General features: G+C 37.2%; 20 protein-coding genes. 4 read left to right on the top strand and 16 right to left on the bottom strand.

The window, feature by feature from the left end; genetic code table 11:
- Positions 1-31: 31 nt before the first annotated feature.
- From floA to hemW, 12 genes are all read right to left on the bottom strand, one after another.
- Positions 32-1030: a flotillin-like protein FloA gene (floA, locus tag AC3RV6_RS07425; RefSeq protein ID WP_489748814.1), complete on the bottom strand. Its 999-nt coding sequence runs from the start codon at positions 1028-1030 to the stop codon at positions 32-34.
- Positions 1030-2361, bottom strand: a complete 1332-nt coding sequence (locus tag AC3RV6_RS07420; RefSeq protein WP_489748813.1) for an NfeD family protein — start codon at positions 2359-2361, stop codon at positions 1030-1032. The genes floA and AC3RV6_RS07420 overlap by 1 nt, the downstream gene beginning before the upstream one ends.
- 200 nt (positions 2362-2561) lie before the next feature.
- Positions 2562-2732, bottom strand: a complete 171-nt coding sequence (gene rpsU, locus AC3RV6_RS07415) for a 30S ribosomal protein S21 (RefSeq protein WP_489748812.1) — start codon at positions 2730-2732, stop codon at positions 2562-2564.
- Between the two features lie 115 nt (positions 2733-2847).
- Positions 2848-3519, bottom strand: coding sequence for a deoxyribose-phosphate aldolase (gene deoC / locus AC3RV6_RS07410; protein WP_489748811.1), 672 nt, complete (start codon positions 3517-3519; stop codon positions 2848-2850).
- Between the two features lie 87 nt (positions 3520-3606).
- A complete protein-coding gene (gene mtaB / locus AC3RV6_RS07405; RefSeq protein WP_489748810.1) occupies positions 3607-4950 on the bottom strand; it encodes a tRNA (N(6)-L-threonylcarbamoyladenosine(37)-C(2))-methylthiotransferase MtaB in 1344 nt (447 codons plus the stop codon).
- Positions 4951-4965: 15 nt separating this feature from the next.
- Complete coding sequence (locus tag AC3RV6_RS07400) at positions 4966-5706, bottom strand: 16S rRNA (uracil(1498)-N(3))-methyltransferase (protein WP_489748809.1); 741 nt, start codon at positions 5704-5706, stop codon at positions 4966-4968.
- 4 nt (positions 5707-5710) lie between these two features.
- The gene (gene prmA, locus AC3RV6_RS07395; RefSeq protein ID WP_489748808.1) at positions 5711-6655 is read right to left on the bottom strand and encodes a 50S ribosomal protein L11 methyltransferase; all 945 of its coding nucleotides are present in this window, start codon (positions 6653-6655) and stop codon (positions 5711-5713) included.
- 15 nt (positions 6656-6670) lie between these two features.
- Entirely contained in the window at positions 6671-7786 is a 1116-nt protein-coding gene (gene dnaJ / locus AC3RV6_RS07390; RefSeq protein ID WP_489748807.1) for a molecular chaperone DnaJ, read from the bottom strand.
- A 172-nt stretch (positions 7787-7958) separates the two neighbouring features.
- Positions 7959-9803: a molecular chaperone DnaK gene (dnaK, locus tag AC3RV6_RS07385; RefSeq protein ID WP_489748806.1), complete on the bottom strand. Its 1845-nt coding sequence runs from the start codon at positions 9801-9803 to the stop codon at positions 7959-7961.
- A gap of 57 nt (positions 9804-9860) precedes the next feature.
- Positions 9861-10418 (bottom strand): nucleotide exchange factor GrpE, encoded by a 558-nt coding sequence (gene grpE, locus AC3RV6_RS07380; RefSeq protein ID WP_489748805.1) that lies wholly within the window; start codon positions 10416-10418, stop codon positions 9861-9863.
- On the bottom strand, positions 10405-11472 hold the full coding sequence (gene hrcA / locus AC3RV6_RS07375; protein ID WP_489748804.1) for a heat-inducible transcriptional repressor HrcA: 1068 nt from the start codon (positions 11470-11472) through the stop codon (positions 10405-10407). Before hrcA ends, grpE begins: the two co-directional genes overlap by 14 nt.
- Positions 11473-11567: 95 nt before the next feature.
- A complete protein-coding gene (gene hemW / locus AC3RV6_RS07370) occupies positions 11568-12692 on the bottom strand; it encodes a radical SAM family heme chaperone HemW (protein ID WP_489749208.1) in 1125 nt (374 codons plus the stop codon).
- Positions 12693-13083: 391 nt separating this feature from the next.
- Between hemW and AC3RV6_RS07365 the strand changes: the two genes are divergently transcribed.
- Positions 13084-14154, top strand: coding sequence for an oxidoreductase (locus AC3RV6_RS07365; RefSeq protein WP_489748803.1), 1071 nt, complete (start codon positions 13084-13086; stop codon positions 14152-14154).
- Between the two features lie 214 nt (positions 14155-14368).
- On the opposite strand, the gene AC3RV6_RS07360 is transcribed toward AC3RV6_RS07365, so the two are convergent.
- The gene (locus AC3RV6_RS07360; RefSeq protein ID WP_489748802.1) at positions 14369-14611 is read right to left on the bottom strand and encodes a hypothetical protein; all 243 of its coding nucleotides are present in this window, start codon (positions 14609-14611) and stop codon (positions 14369-14371) included.
- Between the two features lie 192 nt (positions 14612-14803).
- On the opposite strand from AC3RV6_RS07360, the gene AC3RV6_RS07355 reads away from it, so the two are divergent.
- Positions 14804-15139, top strand: coding sequence for a L,D-transpeptidase (locus AC3RV6_RS07355; protein WP_489748801.1), 336 nt, complete (start codon positions 14804-14806; stop codon positions 15137-15139).
- A gap of 88 nt (positions 15140-15227) precedes the next feature.
- Here AC3RV6_RS07355 and AC3RV6_RS07350 read toward each other — a convergent pair whose 3' ends face one another.
- Positions 15228-15404, bottom strand: a complete 177-nt coding sequence (locus AC3RV6_RS07350) for a hypothetical protein (RefSeq protein WP_489748800.1) — start codon at positions 15402-15404, stop codon at positions 15228-15230.
- A 997-nt stretch (positions 15405-16401) separates the two neighbouring features.
- Here AC3RV6_RS07350 and AC3RV6_RS07345 point away from each other — a divergent pair.
- Positions 16402-17706, top strand: a complete 1305-nt coding sequence (locus AC3RV6_RS07345) for a S1C family serine protease (RefSeq protein WP_489748799.1) — start codon at positions 16402-16404, stop codon at positions 17704-17706.
- A gap of 627 nt (positions 17707-18333) precedes the next feature.
- Here the strand turns inward: AC3RV6_RS07345 and AC3RV6_RS07340 are convergent.
- The gene (locus tag AC3RV6_RS07340; RefSeq protein ID WP_489748798.1) at positions 18334-19188 is read right to left on the bottom strand and encodes an AAA family ATPase; all 855 of its coding nucleotides are present in this window, start codon (positions 19186-19188) and stop codon (positions 18334-18336) included.
- 868 nt (positions 19189-20056) lie between these two features.
- Complete coding sequence (locus tag AC3RV6_RS07335; RefSeq protein ID WP_489748797.1) at positions 20057-20260, bottom strand: hypothetical protein; 204 nt, start codon at positions 20258-20260, stop codon at positions 20057-20059.
- Positions 20261-20736: 476 nt separating this feature from the next.
- Here AC3RV6_RS07335 and AC3RV6_RS07330 point away from each other — a divergent pair, with 476 nt between their 5' ends.
- Entirely contained in the window at positions 20737-21189 is a 453-nt protein-coding gene (locus AC3RV6_RS07330) for an ATP-binding protein (RefSeq protein ID WP_489748796.1), read from the top strand.
- Positions 21190-21431: the final 242 nt, after the last annotated feature.

Below are 21431 nucleotides of genomic sequence, written 5' to 3'. Positions count from 1 at the left end.
TTTCCGGGAATTGATAGCTTATGTGACAGTCTTATTCTTCAATTTTGTCGATGTCATCTCCACCGTACTTACTAATTGAATCTCGCATACTCGTATCAGATTGAAGATTTTTATAGTTCATATAATCCATTACTCCGATATTACCGCTGCGAAGTGCATCTGCCATTGCAAGTGGAACTTCTGCTTCAGCAAGTACTACTTTCGCACGCATTTCTTCGACTTTCGCTTTCATCTCTTGCTCATTTGCAACAGCCATTGCTCGGCGTTCTTCAGCTTTAGCTTGAGCGATTTTCTTATCCGCTTCAGCTTGTTCAGTTTGAAGATTTGCACCAATGTTTTCGCCGACATCAACGTCTGCGATATCAATCGAAAGAATTTCGAAAGCTGTACCTGAGTCAAGACCTTTAGCCAAGACAGTTTGTGAAATCATATCTGGGTGTTCAAGTACTTTCGCATGGTTTTCAGAAGAACCGATTGTAGAGATAATCCCTTCACCAACACGCGCAATAACTGTATCTTCACCCGCACCACCGACTAAACGATCAATGTTGGCACGAACTGTAATACGCGCTTTTGCTTTTACTTCAATTCCGTTCATAGCTACACCCGCAATAAATGGTGTTTCTATTACTTTTGGATTAACAGACATTTGTACTGCTTCTAAAACGTCACGTCCTGCAAGGTCAATTGCAGCTGCACGTTCAAACGGCAACTCAATATTCGCACGGTGTGCAGCAATAAGAGCGTTAACAACACGGTCTACGTTACCACCAGCAAGATAGTGACTTTCAAGTTGATTAATTCCAACTCCTATTCCAGCTTTAGAGGCTTTAATTAACGGAATGACAATGCGATTCGGAATAACCCGACGTAAACGCATACCAATCAGTGTGAAAATACTAACCCTTACCCCTGCAGCCATAGCCGAAATCCATAGCGCAACTGGTACAAGTGTGAAAAATACAGCTAATACAATTATTACAACGAATGCAATTATTACCGTTGTAATTAACGCAGCATCAATTACCATTATTCATTTTCCCCCTTTTCTACTTGTTCCCTTACAACAACACGGGAACCTTCAACCTTAACAATGATAACACTTTTTCCCTTATCAATGTAACTTCCTTCAGTAACTACGTCAATTCTTTCCCCTTCAAGATCCATCGCCCCAGAAGGTCTTAATGTTGTAGATGCAAATCCAGTTCGACCAATTAACTCAATACGATTCGCATTTGCAACATAACCACTTTCAGTATCTGTCGCATCCATAAGAACCATTTTATTAAGTAAATGTAGTTTCTTCCCAAAAAATTTAATAATAATCACCGTCCCTATCGCGGCGATGGCAAGCGCAATCAAAACAGATATAGCCATACTCATTGGATTGCCACCTGCCAAAATGATACTACCAATAATTGCTGTAGAACCAAGGATTCCTGCTATTCCTCCTACAACGAAAAACTCTAGTACAATAAAACCAATTCCGAGAACAAACAAAATAATTGATTCAAATCCCGCAAGTCCAGCAACTAGATGTCCATAAAAGAAAAGGAGTAAAGAAGTGATACCCATCGTTCCAGCAACACCGAAACCAGGTGAATACAATTCAACTACAAGTCCTAACCCCGCTATCGACAACAGTATCGGAACTACGACTGGATTCGTAATAAATCTAGCTAGTTTTTCCGTAAATGTTTCTGCAGTCGAAATCACTTCAGCGTTCTCATAGTTAGTTACTTTTAATAGTTCTGCAAAGGAATCCACAGTACCTTCACTATAGCCTACCTCTAATGCTTCACTCGCTGTTAGTGTTAGTAATTTTCCTTTGCCAGGGCTAAATTTAGGTAACTCAACAGAAGTTTCAGCCATTGCACGTGCATAACTGATATCCCTGTCGGAAGACTCTGCTGCATTTCTCATGTCTGCAAGCCATGCACTATCCGCTTTATCATTCGCAGCGTTCCCAGATGATTCTATCACTTGGGCAGCACCAATTCTGCCTCTGGGAGACATATAGATTTCTTCAGCATGAAGAGCTAAAAATGCACCTGCTGACAAAGCATCATCATTAATATACGCAATAACTTTGAGCTCAGAAGTATCCATTAACTTCGCTATCTGACCAGCTGCATCAACCAAGCCACCAGGCGTATTTATATCGAGAATGATAGCCTCGGCACCAGCATCCTCGGCTTCAGAAAATGATCTTTGAAGGAATGCATATAGCCCTTTTTCCACAACATTTTCGATTGGAACTTTATATACTTTGATACTACTAGCATCCGTTGCCATTCCTGGTATACCGATGGCTAATATAATTATCATGAAGAGGAGTATCTTTCTAATTATTTTATACATGATTTAAATTCACCTCTCTCCTTATATTCAATTATATCTATATACGAACAAAAAGGGTAAAAGTTTCACTTATTTAACAACTTTATAGTTCTTAACAAACAAATAAACCGAAAAACCCATTGAAGGATTTCTCGGTTTAAAAATGAACTTTTGAATTTTAAAATTCAAAAGTTATTAGTAGTGAAGACTTTAGGAATTTATTATTTACGTTTCCTTGCAGCTTCAGACTTCAATTTACGCTTTACGCTTGGCTTATCATAGAACTCGCGCTTTCTACTTTCGCGAATTGTCCCACTCTTGGAAACGTCACGCTTGAAGCGTCGAAGAGCGTCTTCCAGCGATTCGTTTTTACGAACGATAGTTTTTGACATATCTCTTGTCCCTCCCTCCGAACACACTTCGATAACAAGAACAAGTGCCATCTAGTGCCATGTACTTAAATATTATACCTTATATTTAAATATAGGTCAATATTAATCTTCCGGTCTAATATTCTGCTTGCGATTTTAAACCGTTCATTATTTGAACACCTGAGCTTGCTCCGATTCTCGTGGCACCCGCATTGATCATTTTCTGCATATCTTCCAAACTTCTAACGCCACCCGAAGCTTTTACACCGAGTTCAGGGCCAACAACAGACCTCATCAACAAAACATCTTCCTCTGTTGCACCATCTGTTGAAAAACCTGTGGATGTCTTCACAAAATCAGCGCCTGCAAGTACTGCTAATTCGCATGCAGTTCTTTTTTCACGCTTAGTAAGTAGGGCGGTTTCAATAATTACTTTGACAACTGCTACTCCATTTACTGCCTGCACTACACTCATGATATCCTGTTTAACTGCCTCGTCATTGCCACTTCGAAGTTCTCCAATATTAATAACCATATCAATTTCTGTTGCGCCATTTTGAATTGCATTATCAGCTTCAAAGGCTTTGACTTCAGATGTTGATGCCCCTAAAGGGAAACCTATAACTGTACAAACTCCGACTGTAGAATCTTTTAAAGCTTCAGCTGCAACTTTCACCCATGTTGGATTGACACAAACCGAAGCAAAAGAGTACATCTTTGCTTCAGCGCAAAGTTTTATAATTTCATCTTTTGTAACATCCGCTTTTAATATTGTATGATCAATATACTTTGCAAATTCAGTATTCATGTGATTTCCTCCTTTTCATAGTATACAATTTCTTCTTGAAACAGACTTGTAATCCTCGACTTAGTAAGAATGGAACGTTAATTCATATTAAACATATACAGCTTGAAGATCTTCTAAAACACGAACATATTGTCCTTCATTATAGGGATATCCTGCTTTGACAATTTTCACACGTACAATTTTCCCGATTACAGATTCATCTGCTGGGAAAAAGACTTTTAAATAGTTGTCAGTATACCCTTCATATAGCCCACTTTTTTGATCAATCTTATATTTCTCTTCAGGTATCACTTCAAGTACTTCATCTTCAAATGATACAGCGTATTCTTTGGCTAGTTGATTATTTAATTCAATCACTCTATGGACACGCTCATTTTTCACCGTTTCCTCTACTTGATCTGTCATACGCGCAGCAGGTGTACCTGTTCGCATGGAGTAAGGAAAGACATGTAGTTCAGAAAAGCGGTGATGGCGGATAAAGTTATATGTCTCCATAAATTCCTCTTCCGTTTCACCAGGAAATCCAACAATTACATCTGAAGTGATTGCCAGATGAGGAAGCGCTTCTCGCAAACGATCAAGACGTTCGCCGAAGAACTCCATCGTATACTTACGACGCATCCGTTTTAGAACAGTGTTTGATCCCGATTGAATCGGAATATGTAAATGACGAACTATGGTCGATGACTTACTTAATACATCAATGACTTCATCCGTTATTTGGCTGGCTTCTATAGAACTTATACGAAGTCTTTTTAGCCCTTTTACTTCCGTTTCTAAATCGCGCAACAAAGCTGCAAGATTATAATCTTTTAAATCCTCACCGTAACCACCTGTATGAATACCTGTTAAGACAATTTCTAAATAACCAGCATCTACCAGTTGTTGTGCTTGACGAATAACTTCTTTAGGATCACGTGATCTCATCAACCCTCTTGCCCACGGAATAATGCAGAATGTACAAAAATTATTGCAACCTTCTTGAATCTTCAATGAAGCACGTGTCCGATCAGTGAAGGCCGGCACATCAAGTTCTTCATAAACACGGTTCTTCATAATATTACGTACTGCATTAATCGGTTGACGAACTGTACGATATTCGTCAATCAACCCAAGTAGCTTTGTACGATCCTGGGTTCCAACTACAATATCTACACCAGGAATAGCCATAATTTCAGCTGGAGATGTTTGTGCATAACAACCCGTAACACAAATAACTGCATCCGGATTTTTCCGAATCGCGCGACGTATAACTTGTCTACTCTTCTTATCACCTGTATTTGTGACTGTACAAGTATTTATAATATAGACATCCGCATTTAAATTGAATTCTGTCCGATCATATCCTGCATCTTTAAAAAGTTGCCATATCGCTTCAGTTTCATAATGATTTACCTTGCAACCTAACGTATGAAAAGCCACTTTCGCCAAGACAGCACACCTCTTTCATTCAAATTCATAAGACATAGCAGATAACAAATACAACGGCGCTGTTTCTGTACGCAATATACGCGGGCCAAGCGACATGGGAAGAAAACCTGCCGATAGAAGCATCTCTGCTTCATTTCTCGACAGACCTCCTTCTGGTCCAAAAACAGCAAGTACTGTTTGATTGTGTTGTAATTTTTTTACTCGATCGGCAATTCGATGAGGCTCATTGCTCTTCGCATCTTCTTCATCTGCAAACAACAACAAATCATAATTACTCGACACATCAATCAAAGCTTTCATAGACATCGGGTCACCGATTTCAGGAATTACCGTACGATGACATTGCTCGGCAGCTTGTTTTGCAATTTTGCGCAAGCGTTCAACTTTTTTTAATCCTCTTTTATCATCCCATTTAACAATTGATCTTTCAGCCTTAAATTGAATGATAGTTGAAACGCCCAGTTCAGTTCCTTTTTGGACAATTAATTCATGCTTATCCCCTTTAGCTAAACCACAAGCAATCGTTACACTCACAGGGAGCTCGTTAGATGGAAGCGCACTGCCCATTTGCTGGATCTTTACATCATCAGCTGAGACGTTCACAATTTTCGATAAAAAGGCATTGCCGTTTGACACCGCAATAACTTCATCATCAATTGACATACGCATTACATTTATCATATGTTTCTGGTCTTCACCTTCAACAACAGCATAACCAAGCTCATCAAAGGGACTTTCTAAAAAGTAACGTTGCAATCCGTTACACGCTCCTTTTTCTAGCTATAATCGCAACCCAATCTTCCATCAGAACAGACTCAATGATTTCAAAACCTTTGCTTACGAGGTCCTCTTTTACAACATCACGCTTATCACCGATTATTCCAGATACGATAAACAATCCTTCTTCCGACAATAAGGTATAAGCATCTTGAGTAAATGTCATAATGACTTCTGCAAGAATATTAGCAATAATAATATCTGGCTGTCCTTTTACAGATTCAAGTAAATTACCGTGTGTTACTGTGATGACGCTATCGACTTTATTCAAAGCGATGTTTTCGTTCGCCACTGTCACTGCTACAGGGTCTAGATCTAGTGCATGAACATTAGCCGCCCCAAGCATTGCAGCACCTATTGAGAGCACACCTGAACCTGTACCAACATCGACTACGGAATCTCCAGCTTTTACATATTTCTCTAATGCTTGTAAACACATAACTGTCGTAGGATGAGTACCCGTTCCAAAAGCCATACCTGGATCGAGCTCAATTATTAATTCATCAGACTCAACTGGTACATACTCTTCCCAAGTCGGAACAATTGTAAAGCGGCCAGATATTTTAACTGGATGATAATATTTTTTCCAGGCTGTTGCCCAATCTTCATCATCCACTTCATTTGTTTTAATTTCATTGCGGCCAACATCTAATCCGAAGCTTGGCAAGTTAGCTATCGACAACTCAATTTCTTTCATTGTCTCGATTAGAAAGCTATTAACAGGTAAATAAGCTTTAACGATAACACCATCAGAAGGGAAATCATTTTTATCAAGGTCAACAATTTCGCCGTATAGATTATCCCGAATCCGATCAGGTTCTACTGAATCTTCAATAATAACACCACTAGAACCCGCTTCGTGAAATATATTAGCAACCGCCTCCACTGCTTCATGCGTTGTGTGAATTGCTACTTCCGACCATTTCAAATTGTTTCATTCCCTTCATTCACCTTTAATTGAACGTTTAATTTTATCGATTAAAGAGCTTGAATATTCTTCAGGTTTATCGCCGCCAATTGCAGCAAATTCACGCATTAACTCTTTTTGTTTTTCTGTCATTTTTTTCGGTGTTACTACTTTTACAACTACATGTTGGTCACCAGTACCGCGACCGTGAACATTTGTGACACCTTTACCTCTAAGACGGAACCTTGTACCTGTTTGTGTTCCAGCCGGAATTTTCAAATTCACATTCCCGTGTATTGTCGGCACTTCAATCTCATCGCCTAGAGCTGCTTGAGGGTAATTTAAACTTAGTTCAAGGAATATATCGTCATCTTCACGGATGAATTTTTCATGCTGTTTTACACGGAATACAACATATAAATCGCCTGCTGGCCCACCATTTTTACCTGGTTCCCCTTGAGCTGATACACGTAACTGTTGCCCGTCATCAACACCTGCAGGAATTGACACTTTAATTTTCGATACTTTTTTGACTTTACCCGCGCCGCGACACGTCGTACATTTATCAACAATAATTTTTCCTGTTCCTGCACAATGGTGACAAGCTCTGCGGTTTACCATTCTTCCAAGTGGCGTGTTTTGCGTTACGCTAATCTCACCAGAACCTCCACAATGTGTACATGTTGTCGGTGAAGTACCTTTTTTCGCACCCGAACCATCACAAGTCTTACAGTTTTCATCTCTAGGAATCTCAAGCTCTGTTTCTTTTCCAAAAACAGCTTCCATAAAGTCTATCGTCATCGTATATTGTAAATCGTTCCCTTTTTGAGGTGCATTCGGATCTGCTCTACGCCCACTACCGCCGAAAAACGAACTAAATATATCTTCAAAGCCAAAGCCATCTGCGCCGCCACCGCCGCCGAAACCTTGATTAGGACTTGCATGACCATATCTATCATAATTGTCTTTTTTAGCTTCATCACTTAGTACTTCGTACGCTTCTGTAACTTCTTTAAATTTATCAACGGCATCATCTGCTTTGTTTAAATCTGGATGATACTTTTTAGAAAGTCCTCTGTACGCTTTTCTAATATCATCTTTCGTTGCTGATTTAGTTATTCCCAACACTTCATAATAATCTCTTTTACTCATAACTTCACTCTCCCAAAACATTTACATGTTGATTATTGTAACACTTATATAACTAATTCGTAAAAGGAACGCTGTTTAAATTAATTATTTACGATTAACCTTAAAAAAAGGAAAAGTCAAAGCCGGAATATCGGACTTTGACTTTTCCGTCAACAAAATCTATTTATATATATTATTTATTAACTTTATCTTTATCTTCTTCTTCTACTTCTTCAAATTCAGCATCAACAACACCGTCATCAGGTGCTTCGGCATTTTCTCTGCCTTGAGCTGCTTCAGCATCTGCTGCTGCTTGCTCATATAGTTTTACTGACATCTGTTGAACAACTTGCTCTAATGCATCTTTTTTAGTGCGTACATCTTCAAAATTTCCTGCTTCAAGTGCTGCAGTAAGTTCAGCTGATGCTTCTTCAACTTGCTTAATTTCCTCTTCAGACACTTTATCTCCAAGGTCTTTCACAACTTTTTCAGCTTGGAAAACGAGTTGATCAGCTTCATTTTTCAAATCAGCTTCTTCTTTACGCTTCGCATCTGCTTCAGCATTTTCTTCCGCTTCTTTAACCATGCGCTCGATATCTTCATCAGATAATGATGAACCAGCTTGGATTGTAATATTTTGTTCTTTTTGTGTACCAAGGTCTTTCGCTTTTACCGTTACGATACCGTTTTTATCAATATCAAACGTAACTTCAATTTGTGGCGTACCACGTTGTGCTGGTGGAATATCCGTCAATTGGAAACGACCAAGCGTTTTATTGTCTGTTGCCATTGGACGCTCACCTTGTAGTACGTGAATGTCTACAGCAGGTTGATTGTCAGCAGCTGTTGAGAATACTTCTGATTTACTTGTTGGAATCGTTGTATTGCGTTCGATAAGCTTCGTAAATACAGAGCCCATTGTTTCAATACCAAGTGATAGAGGCGTTACGTCAAGTAATACGACGTCAGTTACGTCTCCGCTTAAGATAGAACCTTGAACAGCTGCGCCCATTGCTACAACTTCGTCTGGGTTTACGCCTTTATATGGCTCTTTTCCTGTTTCTTTTTGAATTGCTTCTTGTACTGCAGGGATACGCGTTGATCCACCGACAAGAATAACACGGTCAAGATTAGCTGATGTAAGATTTGCATCTTTCATTGCTTGACGCGTTGGTACCATTGAACGCTCAACTAAATGTGCAGTCAATTCATCAAATTTCGCACGAGTAAGTGTAACTTCTAAGTGAAGTGGACCAGCTTCTCCTGCAGTGATGAATGGTAATGAAACTTGTGCTGATGTAACACCCGAAAGATCTTTCTTAGCTTTTTCAGCACCATCTTTCAAACGTTGCATAGCCATTTTATCTTTAGAAAGATCAACACCGTTATCTTTACGGAATTCCTGTACAAGATAGTCTATGATGACATCATCAAAGTCGTCTCCACCAAGTTTATTGTCACCCGCTGTTGAAAGTACTTGGAATACGCCGTCACCTAATTCAAGAACAGATACGTCGAATGTACCGCCACCAAGGTCATAAACAAGAATTGTTTGATCTTCATCTGTCTTATCAAGACCATATGCAAGTGCTGCTGCAGTTGGCTCGTTAATAATACGCTCTACTTCAAGACCAGCTATTCTACCAGCGTCTTGTGTAGCTTGACGTTGTGCATCACTGAAATATGCAGGTACTGTAATAACTGCTTTCGTTACTTTTTCACCTAAGTATTCTTCTGCATAACCTTTCAAATATTGAAGAATCATAGCAGAAACTTCTTGTGGTGTATATTCTGTATCATCTACTTTTACTTTGAAATCTGATCCCATATGACGTTTAACAGACTGAATCGTATTTGGGTTTGTAATTGCTTGACGCTTTGCAACTTCCCCTACTTGACGTTCGCCGTTTTTGAATGCAACAACAGATGGTGTTGTACGGTTACCTTCTGGATTCGGAATAACTTTTGGCTCTCCGCCTTCATAAACCGATACTACTGAATTTGTTGTTCCTAAGTCGATACCAATAATTTTGCTCATAATAAAATTCCTCCTAAATATAATTCGTTTAATTTTTTGTCATTTTTTCAGTTTTAATTACTCATTTACTTTAACCATTGAAGGTCGAAGCACACGGTCTTTCAGTATATAGCCTTTTTGCATTTCTTCAAGTACAACACCTGTTGGTTTATCCTCAACACTGTCTGTCATAATAGCTTGATGGAAGTTCGGATCAAATTCCTGATCAATCGCTTCTATTTCAACAAGACCTGCAGTTTTTAGCGCTTCGGTTAAAGAACGATAAATCATTTCCGTTCCTTCTTTCATTGAAAGTGCTTCTTCACTAATTGCTTCCACTGATAATGCGTGCTTAAAGCTATCTAAAACTGGAATCAAACTCGTTAAAATGCTTTGTGCTTGATACTTTTGAAGCGCTTCTTTATCAAGTGAAGCCCTTCTTTTAAAATTATCGTAATCTGCAAGCAAGCGCAGACGTTTATTTTCTTCTTCTTGTAAAGCAGCTTTAAGCAAATCTACTTCACTATCAGCTACTTCTTCAACTAATTCGAGATAAGCTTCTTCATTCGTTAATTCAACGTCGTTAGTTTCTTCGGCAATTACTTCTTCAACTTCGACTTCTTCATTTTTTTTCATTTTTCTCGTTCCTCCCAGCAGTTCCGTTACCTATCGTCATTCTCGCTAATTCCTGAGATAAATCATGACTTAGCAAATCTAATAATGTGATTACTCTACCATAGTCCATTCGAGTAGGGCCTACAATTGCAATCGACCCATTCATCGACTCACCCGCAGAGTATGTCGCAGTGATTACACTGAAATTCCCCATTGCATCGTGAGCGTTTTCTGAGCCAATACGTACAGCAATTCCTTTTCCAAGGTCCTCAAAAAATGTAGCAGAAGGTGCTCCTTTTTCAATTAGCTCAAAAAAGTTTTTCATTTTTTGAACATCATTAAACTCTGGTTGATTCATCATATTCATTTTTCCACCGAAATAAAGTCGCTCTTCGGGCGCAATTGATATCGCTTCTTGAAATGATGAATAAAGTGCACCAGCTTGGTCAATATGCTGTTCAAGAATCCACTTAGTCTCTTGAAGAAGTATTCTTTGTAGATGAATAAGTGGTGTTCCAATGAGACGATCGTTCAAAATATTAACCATTTTTTCAATGTCAGAAGCTGTAAATCCATCTGGTACATTAAAAAGACGATTTTCGACATGCCCATTATCTGTAACAATAATCGCAACTGCCGTTTTAGCATCTAGCGGCACGATAGAAAATCGTTTTACTCGATGCATTGTTGAATCAGGTCCTAATAGAATAGATGTATAATTCGTTAAATCAGAAAGAATATAAGCTGATTTACGAATTAAATCTTCTGTTTCAACAATTTTCTCTTTAAAAATAGAACGAATTTGTTTACTATCTGCTTTATCCAGTTTTTGACCGGGAAGCAGATGATCGACATAATAGCGGTAGCCTTTTTCAGAAGGTACCCTACCTGAAGATGTATGTGTTTTTTCTAAGTAACCCATTTCTTCTAGGTCAGCCATCTCATTACGTATTGTCGCCGGACTAAATGGCGCTTCCGGTTTTTTTGATAGCTGCCGGGAACCAATAGGCATTGCAGTTTTAATGAAGTCGTCGACCGTGAGTTGCAAAATGAGTAATTGTCTGCTTGTCAACATGATCATCACTCCTGTTAGCACTCCTTTATGTCGAGTGCTAATACTACTCATAATTTAACAAAATAAAACGTGACTGTCAACGAATTGACTCGACTTCAATTCAAAAACTCTTGAAACACTTCATTACCTCTAAAAATACCACGATGCGTAAGCTTTACATGATCATCATTTTTTATAATTAATTCCTTAGCGACAAGCATTTCAATCTTTTCTCCGTATACATCATCAAGCGTTTTTCCAAACTTTTTGTAGAATTCCGAAACTGATACACCATTAATTTTACGTAGACCTAAAAACATTTCTTCCTCCATTGATTCAAGTTCCGTTACGGTATGGGTATCTTGAATCGGACGTTCTCCTAACTCAACCTTATCCATATACTTTTTGAGTGGACCAATATTCGAATAGCGTTCACCTGATACAAAGCCGTGTGCACCAGCACCTACACCGATATACGTAGTGTTTTCCCAATATAGAAGATTATGAATTGATTCGGAACCTGAAACAGCAAAATTACTAATTTCATACTGCGAATGCCCGAGTTTCTCCATATGTTGTATGAGCATTTCAAACATCTCTGCTTCCATATCTTCACCCGGCAGTGGTAATTTACCTTTATTCATTAAGTTATAAAAAACTGTTTTAGGCTCAACAATAAGCGAGTACCCTGAATAATGCTGAAGCCCAAGATCCGTAGCTTTCACGAGCGTATCTTGCCATTGTTCAATTGTCTGGTTCGGTAATCCGTATATTAAATCAATGCTAATATTATCAAATCCAACTTTTCGTGCATCTTCCACAACACGGACGGCATCATTCGGACTATGCGTGCGTCCCAATTTTTTTAGTAATTCCTCGTCAAATGATTGGACACCTATACTTAGTCGATTGACACCACCATTTTTTAACACCACAAGTTTTCCATAAGTTAATTCATCAGGATTTGCTTCTGTAGAAAACTCTTTTAATGAAGCGACATCTACATAAGTATGAATGATTTGAAGAAGTCTTTCTAATTGTTTTTCAGATAAAGATGTAGGCGTTCCTCCACCTAAGAAAACTGTTTCAAGTTGATTAAACGGAACACCATCTCTTTTTAATAGAGCAAGTTCTTCACCAATTGATTCAATGTATTCATCTACAGGTTGGTTCTTAAAAAACACTTTATTGAAATCACAGTAGTTACATATTTGATGGCAAAACGGGATGTGAATATACATACCTCGCAAATTCATCGCCTCCTATTCACAACGGAAAAAAGGAGGCGTAGATGCCTCCTCTTTTTCCGTTTTATATTATTTCACTCTTAATTTAAATGTTCTTTAGCATTTTTTTGTCGATAAGTAATCTCAACGTATATCATACATCATCAGCATTAATCATACAAACGTAGTGCTGTTGTGTATTAAAGTTAAAGTATTTTTGTGTGCAACTCGTGGAATTTGTTCACTTCTTCTACTTATAAGAAGGAAACCACATAAAGCACGAATGATGACAAGCCTAACTTTTTTTGACGTTTAAGCGATACATTGATAAGATTAGCTTGCTAACTATTTTGATAGAGACGAGACACTCTTTTAAAATTAATATATTTCATAGGAGATGACTACATTGGTACAATATCAAAACTTATTTACAGATTTTCAACTTAATGGCATAAGATTAAAAAATCGTATCGTCCTATCGCCCATGACAAGAATGATTGCAAGTGAAGATGGTCTCGCTACAGATACGATGAGCCGTTATTATGCAAACTTCGCTAAAGGGAAATTCGGCTTACTCATTACAGAAGGCACTTACATAGATGAGTCTTCCAGCCAAGCATACGTAAACCAGCCCGGAATCGTGAATGATGTTCAAGTTCAAGCTTGGCAGCAGGTTACAAATGCTGTCCATGAGCACGGAAGTAAAATCATTTGCCAATTACAGCACGCTGGTGCGTTATCACAAGGTAATCGCTATTCTAATGAAACGATTGCACCTTCCGCTGTTAAACCTATCACAAACGCTGCCCTTGCTTCTTTCGGCGGAACGGGTGAATTTCCTATTCCTACAGCAATGAGTAAAGCAGACATGAGTGAAGTCGTTAAAAGTTTTGCAAATGCTGCTCTACGCGCAATGGAGGCGGGATTTGACGGCGTGGAGATTCATGGGGCGAATGGTTATTTACTCGACCAATTTATAACCGATTATACAAATGAACGTACAGATGAATACGGTGGTTCCATTGAAAACCGATTACGTTTTCCACTAGAAGTAATTCAAGGCATACGCAACGCTGTTGGTCCTGACTTTATTGTTGGCATTCGTCTTTCCCAATCAAAAGGAAATGATTACAACTACAAATGGACGAATGGCGAAAAAGATGCTGAAGTTATTTTCAGTAGTCTTGACCAAGCAGGCGTAGACTATATTCACCTTAATGAATACGACGCAACCAATCCCACATTTAACGCTGACGGACCTTCGCTCGCATCATTGGCTAAGAAGTATACAAACGTATCGGTACTAGCTTGCGGAAAATTGGAAGATCCTAAAAAAGGAGAAAGCTTATTGGCGAACGAGGAAGCCGATTTAATTGTCATTGGTAAAGGGGCTTTAGCAAATCCAGATTGGCCAATGCGTGTTGAAGAAGGCCATGAAATTAAACCGTTTATTGGTGATTTTTCTATCTTGGTCTAAAATACTAAACATAAAATGTATTGATTAAAGCTTAATGGTGTCTATATAACAGATTGCTAATCATAGTTACACCAACAAATGAAGTAACCCCCATTTTTATCCTTGGTAGGATTGTGGGTGGTTGCTTCTTTTTGTTTGATCCACCTCACACCTTCAAAAATTTTGAAATCAAAAAGAACGCCTCTAAGGACGTCCTGCTATTGCTTAATGCATGTTATTTATTTTTAATATATTCCATACCTGTTGGCGTTATTGCTAAAACTAGATTATCTGACCCTTGCCCACTATCAGCAGCATAGTCATTTTCTAAAAGGTATTCAATGGCCGTTTTACTATTTAAATCTGCGTTTACCATCGCTTTAGGTAATGTATAACTTCCTCCATTATTAGCGAAATGATAATCATAAAGACTTTGTAATAGCATATCCGATAGTTTAATCTTTTCTTCATTAGTCATGATAAATCCCTCCCTCTTTCAACATTCTACAAAAAGGGGAGAATTCCTTTATTTCTTATTGTTGCGTATTATCATCGAACTGTTCATTAAGAATCTTTGCTTTCTTTCCATATTAACTTTTCAATAAAATCCTGTTAATTAACAAATGCCTGAGTTACTCATACAATAATTAAAAAGAGGAGTTGATTTTTCATGGCGAGGTGGATTGTCGTGTCAACATCACAACATCAATTAAAACTTTTCGATGGAAATAAGCTCATAAAGTCTTATCCGATTGCTGTTGGGAAAATATTATCACCAACCCCTTTTGGAACATACACAATTATCAATAAACAACATAATCCTCGTGGTCCATTTGGAATCCTTTGGATGGGGTTATCAAAACCTCATTACGGTATTCATGGAACAAATAATCCAGCTTCAATCGGTAAAAATGTCTCACATGGATGTATTAGAATGTTTAATCATGATGTTCTTGAATTGTCATCTAGTGTTCCAATAGGTACCTGGGTTTTTATTCATAAATGACTGAGATAATATTCCCTCTTTAGCACTTAGTTTGTGTCAAATGCGTATAAATAATTGTAAACAACGCTTTTCAATCCGTTTATGTTGTTCATAATCCGTCTATAACCAAAGAATTTAATTTCATAGATACCATACCATCCCTAATCTCCCGATTGACCTTCACCACTTTATAAGTATAGGCATCAGAAACAAACTTACTAATTTTCTCTGTTGATAAATCATAACCGCTAGCAAAATGATATTTCTTCAAGATCTTAGTCTTCATGTAGCTTTCTTTTTGTTAATTTCTAAATATTAAAAGATGCCAGGAAACGAAACAATTTTTAGTTGTTAGATGTCCTGGCACCCAATACTTAAATTTTCAGCCTGTTCTTTCGGCTTTGTTAAATAATAAACAAAAACACTCGCTGTACTTAGGTACATAATCGACAAAATAATTACCATGAAACTGTTGATCACGTTATTTCTTAATTTAGGGATAATGAAGATTACAAATAAAAGCAGCGAACAAATTAATAGCGTCATAAAACTGGTCTTAATAATGTAAACACACCTTAAGTTTCGAAAGATTTTTAAGTGTACATAAATACCTTCCGTTTTAAATGTCGTATCTACACCATTGACGTTCAGTCATTAGGAATATTACCCAAGTTTCACCTTTGCGAAAAGCAGTATACAAATCATAATCAAAGTTTTGTAGAAAAATAAATATTTAAAAACAAGTACCTCTGCAAAACCGAATATAGAATTCGATATTGCAACGGTACTTGTTAAAAATAAAGCAATAATAACGCGTGAAATGCTACAAAGATACAGCGATTATTTATCAGTAAAACTTTCAGATGAATCGGACGCATGTGAAATAGCTTTATTTTGGGGAGTTCCATTTATTTTGAGGAAGATAACATTACTAAGTTTATTTACAATAAATCTTGCGTAGCTTTGAAGCAATATCTTTTATATTCACAATATCGCCTTCAACAATTTTCACGTTGATTTTATTTGCCGGATATCCAACTGATTAACTTCTTCTGGGTACTTCAGAAATACATATTATCCGTCTGTAATTTAATCCAGTGTATATCGCTCTTTTTGAATGAAGTAAAAGAAAATAATAAACTCTGAATTGTGCTCAAATCATACTATTCTCAGGTAATACTATCATATTAAATAAGACTTTGTAGTTTTCAAAAATTAGTTAGACTATAATAGAACTATATAGGTATTTTATAATACATCCAAAAGAACTGGAGGATAAGTTAATGAAATGCAAAAATTGTAGTTGTCAAAATGATCCAAACGCTAATTTTTGTTCTTTCTGTGGTGAAGACTTTAAAAAGACTAAAATCCCAGTTTTAATGTGGGTATTAGTAGTTACTTTATTTTTGATCCTGGGAGGCGTTAGCTATGGTGTATGGAAAGTTTATCAAATAACACAGGAAACCCCTAAAACAGCTATCCATACTGAGACTTCCCCTCCCGAAGTACAGCAAACAACAGATGCGATAACAAAAGATGTGTTACCAAAAGAAACGCCACAAGTAACAAATCGCATTGCACTTATTAAAGATGTACAGCAAAAAGTATTTACAATATTAACTTCTCACGGACATGGCTCTGGGTTTCTATATGAAAAAGGTGGCTATGTCGTTACAAATGCCCATGTCGTAGACAGAGAAATCGACGTTAAGGTAAGAAGTACAGACGGACAAGAATTTGATGCCAAAGTCATCGGCATCTCTGAGCATTTTGATATCGCTCTTTTACATGTGCCGCATTATGCCAATGAAGCACCACTTCCAATAGAAAAAAAGGAATCATCCATTGGACTAGAAGTTATTGCATTCGGTAGCCCACAAATATTTGAAAACTCTGCTTCTACTGGGTATATAACTGGGCTAAATCGGGATATGGAATCCGGCCGCTTTATTTACAAACAAATTTATCAACTTGATGCGCAAATCGACAAGGGAAGTAGTGGTGGTGCACTTATTGATGCGACAACAGGGAAAGTAATTGGTATTAATTCCTTACTCGTCACATCCGAAACAAGTACGAACTTCGGCTTTTCTATCCCATTGTATAGCATGACGCAGTATTTTGATGAGTGGATAAAAAAACCAATGACACGAGAAAATATCCTTGCAGCTGCTGGGATTTATGAAAATTATTATGTAAATGATCCTTACAATAACGATGAAAATTACGAAGAAGATTACGAAGATTTATTCGCAGGTCAATTCGTTCAATCTTTCCGTATGTATTACGAACAAGCACTAAATGACAACAACTTTTACTGGATCGCAGACATGGTTAGTGATAATGCCTCCAAAGAGCTCGAAGAATATATTGCCGATATTTCCTATCAGGGGCATACATTTTACTTTATTGAAAATGACATCTTAGATGTTACTTACGACAACGGAAAATACTATGTCCAAACGAACGAAACATTCGATTTTTACAGTGCCTCTGGTGACATTGAATATTTCGACCGCCACAAAACGTATACGGTCATCGTTGATCAATACGGAGCGTTCAAAATATCTAATATAAAAATACATTAAGAGTAATAACTGCCTGCGCAAAGATTTTCTACACTTGCACTTTCATTTTAGTTACTAATGGGCTTTCAAATAAGCTTCGATATTTTGGTATACTCTTTTCAAACGAACTACTATTTATAAAAAGTGTTAGTTACTCATTGAATTCAGAAATGTTTCGGAAACTTGCACCACGCATCATTTATTGAGATGTCAGAATACGGATCAACAAGGGGATAATAATTATTAAATAAACAAACGCAACAAGGCGACTGCTCAAATAATAGTAACCCGTTCATTTCACTGGTACAAAAACGCAATTAAACATCCAAAAAGACACCTAATTCGCATATGAATTAGGTGTCTTTGTTTCCCTATGTATCAACCTTTGGGGTTGAAAAGCAACAGCTTTAGCAGCTCATTAGCAGACCAATCAACAGACATACAATAACTATTGTAGTCTTGCGAATACATATGTTAAAATCCATGCTAATTTGTTGGTTAAAGTTATGTTGATTTTTTCACAAATAAAAAGAGACCTAATTAATTAGGTCCCCTCAAATTTCTAATGCCACAATCCGCACCATTTAATTGAATAGTTTTTATGAACCGGATTTTTCTTGAAGTATTATTCAATGTTCTTCAACAACTTCAAAACTTGTTTTCATGTCTTTTGAAAAATTCATAGTATGTACGGATATTTTCTAATTCCGTCCAGCGTCTCACCTTAACAGGTTTTTCGTCAAGATTATAAATTTTTGCCCCATTCATGGATAGTAGAAATGGAGAATGTGTTGATATGATAAACTGACATCCAAAGAAACGGGCAGATTCTTCAATAAATTTCACCAATTCCACCTGGCGTTTTGGAGAAAGACTGTTTTCCGGCTCATCCAAAATATAAAGTCCATTATCGCCAACCTTTTCAGTAAAATATAGGAATGCACTTTCCCCATTCGAATATTCCCTCACATTATCCATTAATTCATTTCTCACAAAACGGGACTGTGTTTTACTTCTAGCTGTGTTAACTTTTTTTAACTGCTCGTAATCTTCCATAGATTTCATCTGAAAATGGGAATGTTTCGCATCCAAATATTCCTCAAAAAGTTTTTCTCTTTTTTGGTCTATTCCCTCATTGAGATTCCGGATATTCAACATATAGTCAAATACATCATCACTAGTAATAATCCTGCTATTTTCGGGAATATCTTCTTTAAGCTGCATTTCACACATACTGACATAATCAGGATAGAAATTAGATTTATTATAGATAGAATCCCGTTTGATTCCTGTTTTTTCTGCTATCACATTTAATGCAGTAGATTTTCCAGAACCATTTCCACCATATAAAACCGTCACTGGCTCAAAAACAATCGTTTCAAAGCTATTTTTTGATAAAATTTTAAATGGGTAAAACGAGTCATAGCACGTTCTTTTTATTTTCATGAAAAAGTCAAATTCCATATCATCATTTGGAAATGAAAAGGCATGTAAATAAACCACAATCCCCCCCTTTAATCTCTTTTTTATTTAATATCACATCTCATAAGAATTTGTGGAAGTTTTTTTAAATAGCAATACATTACTATAAGTATTCAGTTTTTTTGAGGTTCTTCCTCCATTAACTGGCCCGTTTGTTGAATGGTCATATATATAATACTCTCCGTTGCTTGTAGTGTAGGCGTCGACTCCGGGAGGTTCAGCGTGAGCCTTGAGACCCTGGACGGAGCGGTCTAAGAGCTGCCTTAATTTCTGCAAAACCACAGAAATACGGCAAAGCGACCCCTTCGCAGTTCGCTTGGCTCAAGCCACGCCCAGTGAAGAATGGTTTGTATTCTTCTTTTCCGGAAAGCGTACGCCGGAACGAAAAGCAACAGTTTATCAACATTCGAAATCAGCCCGTTTGTTGAACTGTGAGCCTAAACTTACTTTATCATTAGTATAGCATAATTATTCCAATAGTCTGTTTAGAACATCAAAATGGCACCGTTAATTCCAATGCCATTTGATGTTCTAATTCTGTGTTAATTCGCTTGTTGTTTCAGCTTTTGCATCACTCAACTGAACGGGTTACCAATAATAGAGTAGTCGCCTTTTAACTATCATTAATAAGTTGTATAAATCTTTCTACATTTCTTCATTCCATTTGTTAAACTTCTCCATCATCAAATCATATATTTCTTTGTAGTGAAAGGTACTTTCGCAACATAGGCGCCTAATTTTAGATCTATAATTTATCTTCTTAATCCAACCTTGAACCATACCTTCAAAGGTCGAATCCTATATAGCATTGATTAAGCGTACGAATTCGAAATATTGAAGTGGCCGCTCTCATACATCCACGTAAGGCATAATTCAAGGTTGGATAAAATTAGAATTCTAATGTGATGAGCTTATCTTTTGAGCAATTAGCACATTGACCAACTTCTCTCTGATAGCTACCTTCCTTTTCCAACTTGCGACAAATCTGATTTATTTGTTGCCTTGGCTTAATATCAAGGGCTTCAGAAAGACAATCATCACAGTATTTATTTCCTTTAGAAATGAAGCCAGTCACAACTTCAGTATTTGACATTGTATCTCCAACTCCTTTTCAGTGTCGAGTGCCTGGCACACAATATAATTTAAACGTTAGTGCGGTGTACCTATACAGAAAAGTTTTCTGAATTCCGTCTTTCGCAGGTACAAGAATTTTTTCATTATAAATCCCCCTTTGGATAATCATACCAAATCAGCAAAGGAATGCCACACACATTATAAAGTACTTCGTGCCAGATACTATCGCAGAGTGTAAACAATAATGATAGTTTGTAACACAGCGTTATTCGCAATCCCTTACCCGAGTATAAAACTAGTAAGATTTTTACATATAGTTAGCCGTAGTCCCTACCTGATTAGGCACCCATCAATAAATCAAATCTTTGAATATAATAGAAAGAAGTTTCAATTAATATAATTGTTATACATGGGAATTCCCTTTGCCGTTGGACTGAATCAACGTATTTACGTGGAATATATAGTTGAGTTTTGGCTGGAGAGGAGGAGGTTTGAATGAAAAGTATTAGTGAAATAATGGAGATTATTTGTCAATTGGAATATTATATTGCAGACGATTTTGAGGCACAAGATTTAGATTTCAAACAGTGGAATGATCGATGTAGAGAAGATAATGTTTTAAAGATGATTAGATATGCTGTTTGTATGGCGAACGGTGGTGGGGGAAGTGTTGTCTTCGGCGTGGCCGATAGGATAAAAGGGATTGATAATGTGTTAAAAGGGATTCCGTTTGATGTGGATATATATGAATTACAAAATAGAATTTATGAAAATACAAATCCCCATCTAACACCTTCATTTGATGAGATATTTTATAAAAATGATTCAATCAGGTTATTAGTCATGAACGTTATTCCTGAAATTCCACCTTATACAACGACTAATGGGACTGCAACTATTAGGCGTGGCAAAGAGTGCCTGCCGTATAAGGTTTTTGATGATGACTAATAATCGACCTGTAGGATGCTAGTGAAGGCTACTAGGTTAGCATTGAATTCCGAATTATTTTAGAACCTGGCACCCAAAACGAGAATAAAGAGTTCGCCGCCAGCATAGATTATTAACAACTGAGATTCTTTAACAAAAACAGGAATATATTACTATCCTTTTTACTACATTCACATTTTACGTCAACTAATCTATCATGCTAAAATAAATTTAATTGAATTTTAAAGAGGAGGTGTGAACCG

It is taken from the genome of Sporosarcina sp. So3-204, assembly GCF_058068165.1.
The sequence above is the reverse complement of the archived record's forward strand: the minus strand, read 5'-3'. Positions and strand labels throughout refer to the sequence as shown.